Source organism: Protofrankia sp. CiT1 (assembly GCF_917627335.1).
Lineage (GTDB): Bacteria > Actinomycetota > Actinomycetes > Frankiales > Frankiaceae > Protofrankia.
Genome location: NZ_CAKJTP010000040.1, coordinates 1 through 12,731, shown reverse-complemented (window position 1 = coordinate 12,731; position 12,731 = coordinate 1). Strand labels below are relative to the sequence as shown.

Here is a 12,731-nt window from a genome sequence, read left to right as displayed (position 1 = left end):
CCGTCGATACCGGAGCGAGGGTATGGCGGCGCGGGCGGGGCGTGGGCCATGCCGCTGGGTCAGCGGAGTTGCCGGCTGGGGGGACAGCCGCCGGTCCGGGCACGCCGGTCCTGCCGGCCCCGATGGCTGTGTCGGCGGCGACGACCGGGCGTATCGGGCGTGCGGCGAGTGTCTGGGCCACATGGACAGCCGGCGGGGAAACGAGCGCTGGCCCGAACGGCGGCGTTCCGCTCGCCCGGTTGACGACGCCGGCCGGCGGCCGTTCCCCGGCGGATGGCAACCCCCGAGGCCCGGACAGTGCGCCAAGGGGTACGTCGGCACTCCGCTGGACAAGGACCCGGGCCGCGGGGGTGGGGGCTCCCGTGTCCGGCGGTGTGTCCGCCAGCGTGCCGGCGCCCAAACCGGGCGTCGGTGTCTGTTTTGTCGGTATCTGTTTGAGAGCGGCCTCGGCGCCGGAGACCCGTTCCGGCTGGCCGGACACACCCGTGCGCTGGACAGGCTGGTCCGTGCTGTGCTCCCGACGGCCAGCAGAACCCGCGGCCCGGCTCGTAGGATGCTCCTGACTCCCAGAACCACGCACGACCCGATCAGCGACCGGCAACCGCCCCACACCATCCCCCGCCGCCGTGACCGGTGTTGCCGGCGTGACCATTGGCTGGCCCGGCCCCGGGACGGCCACAGGATCATCCACAGCCCGCTGAACCACAGGCAGTTCCCCACCCCGTGGGGCCGTCGGATCCCGTGGGGCCGTCGGATCCGACACGCCACCTGACAGCGCCCCGGCAGCCGCAGCCGCAGCCGCAGCCGTGACCGCATCGCTGGTCGACTCACCAGGCTGGCGTGTCTTCGACACCGGCGCCTGTCCAGGATCGGCCGTACCGCCCAGCCCGGTCTCCTGCTGCCGTATCGGCCGTATCGGCTGGGCCGCCGGGGTCGTACGGGTAGCGGTGGCCTCGGCGCCGGGTACGGCGATGCGTTGCACCACCGGCTCAGCACGCCGAGGTCCAGCCGCGGTGGCCTCCGGGAGCGGCCGCGCGCCGGACTGCCTGCCGCTCCGGCGTGCGGTGGGTGGCACCATCGGCAGTGGCTCGCCGAGGCCGACCCGGCTACCCCGGCGCGGGGCTGCCCCGGCGGGTGACCCCGGATCGACCGGTAACCGCGGCGTCGGCGCCGGCTCATGGCCCTCGGTGGGCCGGACCTCCGCAGGAGGGGTATCGGTGGTGAATCCGGGCCGAGGCTCGTCAGCGACGGTAGGACGCTGGACGCCGCCCTCGGCGGGAGGTGGCGCCGACTCCGGCGCCGACGCCATCGGGCCGGGCCGGGCCGGGGTTGCCCGTGACGATGGTGCCGGCGCGGCGGGGAGCCGCCGCGCCGGCTGTACCACCCGGGCCACAGTCATCGTCCGGCCGGGCGGGCGTACCGAGCGCTGGGCGTTGCCTGTCGTGGCTGGCGGGGACGCCACTGCCGCCCGGGCCGAGTGGGCCGGGCGGGGGCGGACGGCGGGGCCGGTCCGCTCGAGGCGGACGGCGGAATCGTCCCCCGGCCCGGACAGCGGCTCGGGGGACGATTCCGGTTCGGACGGCGACCCGGACGGCAGAGGGCTCGGCGCGGCCAGCGGCAGGCGCTGCACCAGTGGTTTGACACCGGTCCGCACCCCACCCGATACGGGTGTGGCGGGGCGCAGCAGATCGTACCCGAGGCCCCCGGGCGCCTGCGGGTTGACCAGATGCCCGGGGGCGGTACGAAAGGTCGGATCCTGCCAGGTGCTCAACCGGTCCCGGAACCCGTCCGGATCGGTGAGGAGATCCTGCTCACCGACGGTCCGCCGCAGCGGCGGCAGCCATCGCCAGCCCGGGTCCGCGGATCCGGACGGCTCGGAGGGCTCGGACGGCGCCCCGGCCTGCCCGGTCTCCACCGGTACAGCCGCCGCCGAGCGCCGTCGGAGCAGTCGATCGAGCAGGCCCACGCTGGGTCACTCACCCTCGTTGATCCGTGTGTTGATGCGGGCGATCTCGCCCACGTAGCGGAGCCGCTCCGCGTGCGTGAGGTCGAGGATGTCGTCCCTCGACCAGTGGAAGTGGTAGGCGACGTACGCGACCTCCTCGTAGAGCCGGTCGGTCGCGTACGTCACGATTCCCCCAGGAGACCACCGGCGATGTCCACCTCGAACGCCGAGTCGCACGTGGGACAGGTCACGGCGGCGCGGGTATGGCCCTCCGCGTTGATCCGCCGGTAGAAGTCCTGCAGGAACGCCAGGTCCGAGGCGAAAAGCTGCTCGACCGTCTCGGCCCGGACGTCGGTGATCGTGCCGAGCCTTGTGATGACCAGGCTGAGCAGCACAACCGACAGGTATGCCGAGTTCTGCTTCACGCGCAGGTCGATCAGGGGCGTCAACTCGTCCCGGGCGGTGGCCAGCCGCATGCTGCCGTCCCGGTGCAGCCGGCCGTCCGCGTCGACGTACCCGCGGGGTAGTTCGAACGTGAACTCGGTCTGCAACCGCTGACGCGCGGGCGCCGACGGAACCCGCTCTGGCACCGGACCGTCGTCGGGGCCGCCGGGAAGCTCAGCGAGCGCGCCGAGGGCCCCAGCGGACACGCTTCGCCGTCTCATGACGTCGTGATGTCTTCATACACCACGGTGATCTTCTCGGTGGCGACCGACGCCTCACCGGCCTTCAGGCTCGGCCCCTCCCACTTGCTCACCCAGGCGTTCTTCAGGTCGAAGCGCCGCTGCTGACTGCTCTGGCTGTCAGTGAGCACGATGCTGATGTTCTGGCGGGCCGTGTCGACGGCCCCTTTCTCGAAGGTATCCTTGATCCAAGTAGTGAACGCGCTGCTCTTGTCCAGGCCGCGGGTGATCGTCACCTCGCCCCCCTTACGGGCGCCGGGCAGCTTGCGGATGATGTACTGCCCGGTCGGGGTCACCTGGTTGACCTCGATGGCGTCCAGTTCCACAATCAGCCCGCTGACCTCCTGAACCGACTCCACGCGGGCCTTGCCCAACTCCACCTGGAACGTGTGGACAATGAAACTGTCACCGCTGGCCATGGATCGTTACCGCCTTTCGGGTCATTCGCTGACGAGGCTGGTGCTGTCGGAGAACTGCGACAGCCGGAAGATGACGAACTCGGCCGGCTTGACCGGGCAGAGGCCGATCTCGCAGACCACCTGACCGCGATCGACCGCCTCCGGCGGGTTGGTCTCACGGTCACACTTGACGTAGAACGCCTCGTCGGGCGAACTCCCGAAGAGCGCCCCGTGCCGCCACTCCTCCATCAGGAAGGCCGCGATGTTGCGGCGAATGGTGCCCCACAGCCGTTCGTCGTTCGGTTCGAAGACCACCCACTGGGTCCCCAGCAGGATCGACTCTTCCAGGTAGTTGAACAGCCGCCGGACGTTGATGTACCGCCACGCGGGGTCCGACGACAGTGTGCGCGCGCCCCACACCCGGAGGCCGCGGCCCGGGAACGTCCGCAGGCAGTTGACACCGGCCGGGTTCAACAGATCCTGTTCCCCCTTGGTGACGTTGTTCTGCAGCTCGACCGCGCCGCGCACCACCTCGTTGGCCGGCGCCTTGTGCACCCCGCGCTCGGTGTCGCTGCGCGACCACAGGCCGGCGATGTGCCCGCTCGGCGGCATGAACCGGTTCTGCCCGCTCGCCGGGTCAAAGACCTTGATCCATGGGTAGTACAGAGCGGCGTACTTGGAGTCGTAACCGGCTGTGTCCCGCCGCCAGGTGTACACCTGCCGGGCCGTCATGCCGGGCAGCGGATCAAGGATCGCCATCCGGTCACCCATCTGCTCGCAGTGCGCGATGACCGCGAGCTGTACCGTCTTGACCTCCTCGGCCGTTATCAGCCGCTGCTGGTACGCGCTCATCAGGTCGGGCACCGCGACCATCGTGATGTCGTCGATGCTCTCCAGCCCGCCGAAGCCGGTACGCGCATCGGCGTCGCCCACGTACTCGTTGGGTGACAACCGGGCCGGCGTCGCGGCGGTGGGCGCGGGAGGCACCGGGGGCGCGGGCAGCGTCACGGTCTGCTTGGCCGGGCGTGCCAGCGTGTTCGCTGGAGCCGCCTCTTCGACGGTGATGACCTTGGAGTGCTCCCGTACCTGGCTGACGACGTAGTTCTTGGCGCTTTTCTTGAACGAGACGTCGAAGGTCTCCACCACCGTGCCCGCCTGGCGTACGAGCAGCTTGAAGCGGTCATCCCCGGCGGCCTCACCGTCCGGGTCGGCGACCTCGACAGAGATCTCCCCGGCCGCCGCCGCGGCGGGCAGCGCGGCGACCTTGAAGGTGCCGAGCGCGGCCGGTGCACCGGCCAGTTCGGCCTTCGGCTCCGCTCTGTCGGTGGGGCGGCTGCTGGTTGGGTCGCCCACCCGCACGACGTAGCAGTTGCCGCCGCCGTTGGCGAGATAGCCGTACACGGCGTGCGGGAGATAGGCCCCCTCGACCATGCCCCCGTAGGTCTGGAGGTACTGGCTCCAGTTGGTCACCAGGGTCGGGGTGTGGAACGGCCCCTTCTCGGCGAAGCCCAGGAAGGCCGCCACCGCGGTGCCCACCCCCTCGATAGGGCGGGAGCCGCTCTGGACCTCCTCCACGTATACGCCCGGGGACAGGTACGACGGCATGGACGCTCCTTATTCCTGTGTGATCCCGCTGAAGCCTTGTCGATCGGGGCGTCCCCGCAAACGGTCACACGGGCCGGCGCCGAGGGCACGACCGGGGTGCCCGGATGGACGCGACGCGCGGGTCACCCGGTCTTCTCGTATTTGTCTCCGACCTTGTTCCACAGGCCCGGCTGGGGTGGGGAGAGGATCCCCCGGGAGCTGACAGTCTGCCCGTGCTCCCCGTCGGCTTCCCCGAGGAGTTCGGCTATCTTGTTCCAGTCCCAATCCCGCTGAACGATCATACGGTCGACCGTTGACAGAGCATCCGAGCGTGGGGTCGTTCTGCCGTCTCGGATGTTCCTATCGAAGTCCGCGTTGGGATCGTCCCTACGGGTGTCGGAAGCGGGGCCCATCTCGAGATTCGCCGGCATGTTCCACAGGAGTTTCTGGTAGCTTGTCGAGCCCACCCGGTCCTTCAGCGTGTCCAGAAAAATGTAGAGCGGCTGCACCTCGGCCTGGTCAGCCTTGGCGGCGGCGGTGAACAATGTGCTCAGGTTCCTACGGGAAATCTTGTGATGCAGCGTCGTCTGGTTCTTCCAGGGGTTGCCAGGCTCATTCCGGAGCCTGGTGTGCTCGGCCGTTATGGAAGCGGCGGCCCAGTCGCTCGTGCCGCCGCCTGTCTCATACCTCGGCCGGTACTGACTGCTGGTCATCTCCTTTTTGATGTTGTCGACACCCTCTTCGAGATCGTTCTCAGCGACTTCGATAGTGATCACATTGTCCGGCACCACACCGCAGGCGGCGAGGAGAACATCCTCCTGCTCGTTCGGCAGCAACTTCGCGAACCCCTCGATCCGCTCACCCACGGCGCGCACCAGCCGCTCGTACGGGCTTTCCACCGGCGGGGCCGGCGCCGGCGCCTTCGCCTTCGCCTTCGCCGCCTGCCCCCGCGCGCGCTGTACAGGACGTGCCGAGCCCGCGCCGGTACTCGGGTGCGCGCCCGCCGTACGGGCGGCGGCCACCTGTTCCGGCGGCGCGGCCATGACCCGGGTGGCGGTGGCCTCGGCCTCGCGCTCGTAGCGGTCGGACGGGTCGGACACGCGCAGCCCGTCGCCCACGTCGGTACCCGCCACCGGCCCGGAACGTTGCTGCACCACGTGGGTCAGTTCATGGGCCAGCGTGTGCTTGCCCGCAACCGTGGAAGGATCGAACCCGCCGTGCCGGAACGCGATGTGCGAACCGGACGTGAATGCCTCGGCCCGCACCGACTCGGCTGCCGTGTGGCCAGCTGCATCAGTATGCAGCCGCACGTCCGAGAAGTCCGCGCCCAGCCGGGCCTCCATCTCCGCGCGCAGGCCCCCCGCAAGGGGCCGGCCAGCCGAACGCACCACATCGTGTACCGCCGACCGCTGCACCGGGTCCGGCTGCCCGGTGTCGCGCGGCACCACCTGATCGTGCCCGCCCGAGTCGTCGCGGACGTGCCGGCCGGATTCGAACAGGCGCGCCACCGCAGCGTTGCCCGCGACGCGTTGGAGGGCCAGCAACCCGGCCGCCGAACTCGGGCCGCCAGCAGCAGCTACGAGGGGCGCCACCGGGACCACCGGACGGTCACCGGCCCGCCGCGAAGACCGACTCCCATCCGGCGCCTCCGCCCTGCGCGGCGACTGCTCGTACGCACGCAAGGACCTCTCCTCCCATTCGTTCCGATGCCGTCCGCATTGATTTGTCCCGGCTCATGTTTCCGGCACAGATACTTTCTGTTCCCGCTCGCGGCACCATGACGGCCAGCCGGATCACTGACCGTTACGGATCCTGGTGAAGAAGGCCAGCAGAAAGCGAGCGTTGGTGGCGGCCTGGTCGATCGTGAGGTTGGCGCCGTCGCTTCGGGGAGAGATCGCGCGGTTCTCGAAAAGCGGGAGGGTCGTCCCCCCGTCCCGAGTGTCGAGGGTCCCGGCCGAACCGAAGCTCTCCAGTGCCTCGACCGCTCCCCCCTGAGCCTCATCGGAGACCCCGGGGCGGCTGGCGAGCCACTGCTGCATGTGCTGTGGTAACAGGTAATCCTGACCGGCCGGGATGCCCGTGAGCCAGTCCTGGATGGTGACCGTCGCCAGCGCCTGCTCGAAAGCCTCAGACGGGGCGCGCACCGGCGCTCCGTGCTGGTCAACCCCGGTGAGCTGCCCCGGGTTGGGGGCGATCAGTGCGGAGGCCGGGGTGAGCCCTTGGTCCCCGCCACCCTGCAGGAGCGGGTTCGCGTTCGACACGGCGAGGACGGCGTTGACGAGTACCAGCGGGTCGTTGCGAATCGCGTCCTGCTGTGCGGCGGGCAGGGCCCCGAACATCTGGGCGAAGCTGTTGCGGGGCATGAGGGGCAGCCGGGCCTTCACCCCCAGGTTCCGGCCCGGCGGCCGGCGGAGCAGCTTCATGCTCAGCATGACCGCAGCGAGGAAACCGGTCAGTTCACCGGTGCTGGCGGCCAACGCGGTGGCGTAGTTCGGGTCCTGCTGCATCTGAGCGACCACCTGCCGGGCGAGGTTCGGCGCCCGGCCCTGGACCCGGAGGAACTCCGGGCTGTCATCCGGCGGGTAGATCGTGGCCCGGTCCGCACGGCGCTCCTGGGTCTGCTGGGGGGTTTCGCCCGGTACGTCCCGCCCCAGCCGCTCCATGACCGCGGACAGGTCGGTGAGCGGAACTCCCGACGTGGCCTGCATCTTGAACCGGCCGTCCCGCGACCCACCGGAGAGCAACGTGTCCCTGGCTGCCAACCCGCCCGACCCCGACAAACCGTGCTGCTCGTGGCGGACGAAGTGCTCCTTGTAGTCCCTCACGGGCAGCGGGTACGGCGGTCCGCCATCCACTACCGTCGGGCCGGGGCGTCCGACGAATGCCCTCAACCGGACTATGATCGCTCTCATCTCGGCCAACGCCCGATCCAGCGCCGCCATACCTGCGGGGGTCTCCTCGAACGGCTCCGTGACGAACTCGATGTTGCTCACCAGCGGCCCTGGCGTGTCGTCCGCCTCGAGCCGGAAGTCGGTGCCGTTATGTAGGACCGCGTGCCGTTCAACCGGGCTTACCTGGTCGTCGTCTATTGCGGGCACGATGTTCCGGAACCGGCGCATCGTGCCGTGCTCAGCCCGGATCCGCCGCCATGGCCGCCATGTGTTGTCCTCGAACTCGAACCCCACCCTGCGCTGGACGATCTGACCGGCCTCGCCCGCCGCTGGCCGCTGTCCTCGCGCGGAGGGCTTGGTCCGGCGCTGGAGGTTCTGGTCCGGCGCCGGACCGGACACGGCGGCGATGGCCGTCTGCTCGGCCACGCGTTCGTCCCGGTCGTCAGGGTGACTGAGTGAGTAGCCTTCGGCGGTCGGGGTGCCCTCGACCGGCCCGTTGCGCTGCTGGACAACGTGGGTGAGTTCGTGCGCCAGCATCCGGCGGCCAGCCGTGGACGACGTGTCATACCGGCCCCGCTGGAAGACCACGTGTGAACCGGAGGTGTACGCATGCGCCTGAACGGAGACGGCGGACTCGTGGGCGGCGGCATCGGTGTGGACCCGCACGTCGGAGAAGTCCGCGTTCAGCCTGGCTTCCAGGTCGGCGCGTACCGGCTCGGCGAGCGGCTGCCCGGGCGAGCGCAGGACATTATGAACCGGGGAGCGTTGGACGTTTTCCGGTCGCGGTGGGGAAACGTGGCGGGAGCCATCGCCACGATCCTGAAAACCCTGCAGCATCGCCGATACCGCAGCGTTGCCGACCGTGCGCTGCAACGCCAGCACCGCCTCAGGACCGGCCGCGTGGGGCGGACCCGACGGTGACGATCGGGAGGCCGGTGGCCGGCCCGTCCGGGCGGCTGACGCAGCATGCGGCTCTCTGGCGTGCATGTTCCTCCCACCGTCGACGTGCGACGCCTTCCACCCTGTGGTGACCCGCGGACACGCGCCAGAGGCCCGCAGGCGCCCGGCAGGGCAACCAGTGTTGCCCGGAAGGACACGGGCATCAGGGCGAGCGGGCGCGCATACGCGCCGAACTCGCTGTCCAGCACCAGCCGTCTGGCTCGGCACCCCGAATGGTATGGTAAACGGTATGGCAACAAAAAAATATACGGTAACGCTACCCGAGGAACTGGCCGAGGAGATCCGTGCCGAAGTCGGCGCCGGCGGTTTCAGTCGATATGTCACGCAGGCCATGGAGCGGCAGCGGGAACGGGACCACCTGCATGAATTTGTTGGCTGGTGGGAGTCGGAATACGGCGAGGTCACCGGGGAAGAGCTCGCCGGGGCCGAGGCCGAACGTCATGAGATCCAGTGCCGTCATGCCGAACGTAAGGCCCGTCCCATGCCGTCATCGATGCCTGCCCGCACGGCGAGTTGATGCCGGAACTGGTGTATCTCCTGGATAGTGAAGCTCTTGCGCAGGCCGTTCGCGGCGAACGGCGTATGGGCGCGCGACTCAAAGATGCTGACCGCTCCGGGATCCGGGTTGTGACCACCTCCATGACGTTGATCGAGGCCTATCACAAGCGGGTGAATCGCGGTGCTTGGCGGTGGACTCTATCGAAAATTGCGGTGGCGTCCGTGACTCGGGAGATCACCGATGAGGCCATCGGCCTGCTGGCGGAGGCTGGTCTCCATGGCCATAAATACGCCATTGACGCCGCGCTCGCCGCTGTCGCGCGCAGGGAACACGGTGACGCCGCCGTTTTTACCTCGGACGAGGAGGACATGCGGCTGCTCTGCGGAGATCGGGTCATGGTGGTCAAGGTCTGACGTACGATTGCCGCACGACACGGCAGATCTCTGAGCAGGTGTGCTCCGCATCAAGCGTGCACCGCCCCGGTCAGGTGGGCGTAGCCGTCCCGGACCAGGATACCGGTGAACGCTGGCCAGACCTCCCCGTCGTCGATCGCCTTGGCCGAACGCCCACCGACGTGCATCAGCACAGTTCAGGCAGACAAAATTCTCCTTCACCCGCGTAAGAGCGCCCGGCAATAGGGCGCTCTAAGTCGGCCACTCATACGGATCACGGGGCCCAGTCGCTTACTGTTGTACAGGGAAGAGCCAGTCCTCAATCAGTGGCGGTGCCGGCGGCCCCTTCGCAAGCCATGCATGGATGGCTTCGATGAGTGGACCGGGATTTTGCCGTGAGCGGGGGAAGGTTCGACTGCTGGTGAAGAGCAAGCCGGCAGCAGCACCGCCGGCCTGTAGGGTCCGAAGCATGATCGGACGAAAATCCTTGACATTCTCGGTCAACAGCCAGCATCGTTCAGCTGCAGCCCAAGCATACAGATCATCGTCCGTTACAGCGCGCAGATCGACCCGCTCAACAACAGCAATAACTGTACGGCCACGCTCACGCAAAACATCGGCGATCTTTGGCGAGAACATTTCATCCAGAGCTAATTCAACTGGTCCCGGCTTCGGCGCACTCATGCAATAAGCCGCTGCCGAATGCGCCACGCATGCTCAGCGCGTGCCGACGCTTCTTCCGCGACCGCAATCTCCGCGTCGATCTCGTCGTGATGGTCACCGTAGTAGCTGATCACACTGCTGATCCGGTTGACGTCAACCGCGAACACCTCCGCCGCAGCCGCCACCGCAGCCGGCCCTCGCTCATCGATCTCACGGAGGAACTTGACGACCTCCCAGACATCGGGCCCATACGCCAACGCTGCCCGACGCCCCGAAGGGCCGCCCTTGAAAACGATGCCCGGGTGTTCGGCCATCCGCAGCCCCTCATCGACAAGCCGCTGGGCCAGCGCCGAGGTGTTCGCTCCGGTCTCGGCTACCGCACGTTGCCGCAACCGAGTCAGTAGTCCCGGCTCAAAACGTATGGATAGAGGCGTAGCCACGCACTACAGCGTAGCACATACACTACGGTAGTCTGCGGTCGTGGCTCAGCTTCCTCGGGTAGCGGTGCTCGGCCCCGGGCCTGTCGAGGGGGTGGACCTGACGTTGGGCGCTGTCTACGAGAGCGGGACCGCTCCACTCCCCAGCGTTGCCAGGAAAGGACACAGGCATCAGGCGAGCGGGCGCGCATACGCGCCGAACTCGCTGTCCAGCACCAGCCGGCCGAGCTTGCGGTACTCGCGTTGCACGGCGGCCACCAGGTGGTCGGTCGTGACCGCCCGCCCGGACTCGGCGGCCAGGTACGCGGCGGTCACCACGCAGGCCCGGATGCTGCCGCCGGCCAGCTCGAAGCTGCGGGCACAGAAGTCCAGGTCGAGGTCGCCGTCGCGGGGCAGTGTGGGGCCCAGACAGTGGTCCCACAGGGCGTGCCGCTGTGCCGCGCCGGGCATCAGGAAGTCGACGATGACGTCGAGCCGCCGGGTAAAGGCGTCGTCCAGGTTCGCGCGCAGGTTCGTGGTGAGGATCGCGATCCCGTCGAAGGACTCCATCCGCTGCAGCAGGTAAGCGCTCTCCATGTTGGCGTACCGGTCATGGGCGTCCCTGACCTCGGAGCGCTTACCGAAGATCGCGTCGGCTTCGTCGAACAGCAGGACTCCGTTGACACCGTCCGCTTCGGTGAAGATGCGTTCCAGGTTCTTCTCGGTCTGCCCCACGTACTTGTCGACCACCGTGGACAGATCCACCACATACAGGTCAAGGCCCAGGTCAGCGGCGACGACCTCGGCTGACATCGTCTTGCCGGTGCCCGAGTCACCGGCGAACAGCGCCGTCACGCCCCGGCCGCGACCACCACCCGGGCGCATCCGCCACCCGCCGAGCACCCGGTCCCGGTGGCGGACCCGGCTGGCCAGCTCGTCCAGCTGGGCGACGACCGGTTCCGGCAGAACCAGGTCGGCCCAGCCGACCGCCGGTTCGACGCGGCGGGCGAGCTTCTCCAGCCCGGCCGCGTTCTGCGAGCGGACCCCGGCGCGCAGGTGTGCCGCGCCGACTGGAACCGCGCCGTCACCGCCGCCCCCGGCGGCGGCATCCATCAGCGCCTGCTGGCGGGCTGCTTCGGCGGCCCGCCGCACCTGCTCCGGGGTCAACAGGTACGGGGCCAGCTCGCGGGCGGGATCGAGGCCGCCGGCCACGACGGCGGGCCGGCCGCCACACTGTGCCGGTCCGGCCGGCCGGTCACCGAACTCGGCCCGCCACAGCCGGGCCCGGTCTGCCGCGTCCATCGGCTCGGCGGTGACCAGGAGCGGGGAGCGCTCGCCCCAGTACGGGTCCCAGTCGACCCGGCCAGTGAGCAGGACGGGCACGGGCAGCGCCGTCAGCCGGCGCAGCAGTCTGCGGTGGCCGGGCGTACCCACCGGGTCGAGCGCGTCCACCGGGCCGGCGACGATGCCGCCGCCCCGCAGCCGAGCCTCGCGTGCCGCCGTGACCAGCACGTCGTCGGGTGCCGGATCGGCGGCCACAGCGTCCAGATCCAGCCGCAGCACGCACCTGCCGATCTCAGCGAGCGCAGCCGCGGCCAGTGCGTCGGCGGCGCCGCCGGGCCGCTCGCGCAGGTACGCCAGTCGCACACCGGCCCGGAGGGCGGTCGCGATCCGGGCAGCGGAGGCGGGTCGCCACCCCGGGACAGCCGGATTCTGCCGCAGCAGCGCGGCAAGCCGTGCATCCCCGGTGTCGTCGCCGAGAAGGTGGCTGGTGACCCGGTCGGGTACCCGCAGCGTCCGGGACAGCCACGGCCGCTCCTCCTCCTCGACCCGCATCAGCCCACCGGCCAGCAACGGCGCGGACGGGGCGAAGCGGCCCCGCGGCCCGGCTGTGGCAGGGGACAGCCCGCACAGTGCCAGCGCCAGGCCGGTCGTCGGCCGCTGCCGGGTCACATCGTCGTTGAGGTAGCCGTACAGCCGCTCGAACCGCGCGTCGAGGTCCGGGAGCAGGGCGACCAGGAGCAGTTCGACGTCGAGCGGGGCAAGGCCGAAGTCGCGGGCGAGCCGGCGCAGTCGCGGCTCGGCACCGTCCTGCCCGGCACGGTCAGCGAGCGCCTCGATGCCGGTGAGCTGGTCGGCGTCGACATCGTCGGGGAGCGGGGCCAGCGCAGGGCCGTCCAGCAGCCGCCACGCGGTCTCGTCCGATACATACAGGCCCCGGAAGGTGTCGTCGGGGTCGGGATCGGTCTGGCGGTGGGCGGCCACGGCCCGCCGGACCCGCTGCTCGACCAGGCCGAGCC

General features: G+C 69.6%; 11 protein-coding genes and 1 pseudogene. 2 read left to right on the top strand and 10 right to left on the bottom strand.

Annotation, left to right across the window (positions count from 1 at the left end; all coding sequences use genetic code 11):
- The 7 genes and pseudogenes from MJ785_RS09335 to MJ785_RS09305 all read right to left on the bottom strand — a co-directional run.
- A pseudogene (locus MJ785_RS09335) lies at positions 1-1,966 on the bottom strand (hypothetical protein); the annotation flags it as partial.
- A gap of 6 nt (positions 1,967-1,972) precedes the next feature.
- Positions 1,973-2,131: a DUF6760 family protein gene (locus tag MJ785_RS09330; protein ID WP_239309087.1), complete on the bottom strand. Its 159-nt coding sequence runs from the start codon at positions 2,129-2,131 to the stop codon at positions 1,973-1,975.
- Entirely contained in the window at positions 2,128-2,610 is a 483-nt protein-coding gene (locus MJ785_RS09325) for a hypothetical protein (RefSeq protein WP_239380452.1), read from the bottom strand. Before MJ785_RS09325 ends, MJ785_RS09330 begins: the two co-directional genes overlap by 4 nt.
- Positions 2,607-3,047 (bottom strand): phage tail protein, encoded by a 441-nt coding sequence (locus tag MJ785_RS09320; protein ID WP_239380450.1) that lies wholly within the window; start codon positions 3,045-3,047, stop codon positions 2,607-2,609. The genes MJ785_RS09325 and MJ785_RS09320 overlap by 4 nt, the downstream gene beginning before the upstream one ends.
- A gap of 21 nt (positions 3,048-3,068) precedes the next feature.
- Positions 3,069-4,631 carry a phage tail sheath subtilisin-like domain-containing protein gene (locus tag MJ785_RS09315; protein WP_239309081.1) on the bottom strand — a complete coding sequence of 521 codons (1,563 nt, stop codon included), beginning with the start codon at positions 4,629-4,631 and terminating at the stop codon, positions 3,069-3,071.
- A 122-nt stretch (positions 4,632-4,753) separates the two neighbouring features.
- Positions 4,754-6,202, bottom strand: a complete 1,449-nt coding sequence (locus MJ785_RS09310) for a DUF4157 domain-containing protein (protein ID WP_305039910.1) — start codon at positions 6,200-6,202, stop codon at positions 4,754-4,756.
- 201 nt (positions 6,203-6,403) lie between these two features.
- Positions 6,404-8,488 (bottom strand): DUF4157 domain-containing protein, encoded by a 2,085-nt coding sequence (locus MJ785_RS09305; RefSeq protein WP_239380446.1) that lies wholly within the window; start codon positions 8,486-8,488, stop codon positions 6,404-6,406.
- Between the two features lie 202 nt (positions 8,489-8,690).
- On the opposite strand from MJ785_RS09305, the gene MJ785_RS09300 reads away from it, so the two are divergent.
- Both MJ785_RS09300 and MJ785_RS09295 read left to right on the top strand, forming a co-directional pair.
- Positions 8,691-8,978 (top strand): CopG family transcriptional regulator, encoded by a 288-nt coding sequence (locus tag MJ785_RS09300; RefSeq protein WP_239309076.1) that lies wholly within the window; start codon positions 8,691-8,693, stop codon positions 8,976-8,978.
- Positions 8,978-9,373: a PIN domain-containing protein gene (locus MJ785_RS09295; RefSeq protein WP_239309074.1), complete on the top strand. Its 396-nt coding sequence runs from the start codon at positions 8,978-8,980 to the stop codon at positions 9,371-9,373. The genes MJ785_RS09300 and MJ785_RS09295 overlap by 1 nt, the downstream gene beginning before the upstream one ends.
- A gap of 270 nt (positions 9,374-9,643) precedes the next feature.
- Here the strand turns inward: MJ785_RS09295 and MJ785_RS09290 are convergent, their stop codons facing one another.
- From MJ785_RS09290 to MJ785_RS09280, 3 genes are all read right to left on the bottom strand, one after another.
- Positions 9,644-10,036 carry a DUF5615 family PIN-like protein gene (locus tag MJ785_RS09290; RefSeq protein ID WP_239309072.1) on the bottom strand — a complete coding sequence of 131 codons (393 nt, stop codon included), beginning with the start codon at positions 10,034-10,036 and terminating at the stop codon, positions 9,644-9,646.
- Positions 10,033-10,407 (bottom strand): hypothetical protein, encoded by a 375-nt coding sequence (locus MJ785_RS09285; RefSeq protein WP_239380445.1) that lies wholly within the window; start codon positions 10,405-10,407, stop codon positions 10,033-10,035. Before MJ785_RS09285 ends, MJ785_RS09290 begins: the two co-directional genes overlap by 4 nt.
- Before the next feature lie 216 nt (positions 10,408-10,623).
- On the bottom strand, positions 10,624-12,723 hold the full coding sequence (locus MJ785_RS09280; RefSeq protein ID WP_370652907.1) for an ATP-binding protein: 2,100 nt from the start codon (positions 12,721-12,723) through the stop codon (positions 10,624-10,626).
- Positions 12,724-12,731: the final 8 nt, after the last annotated feature.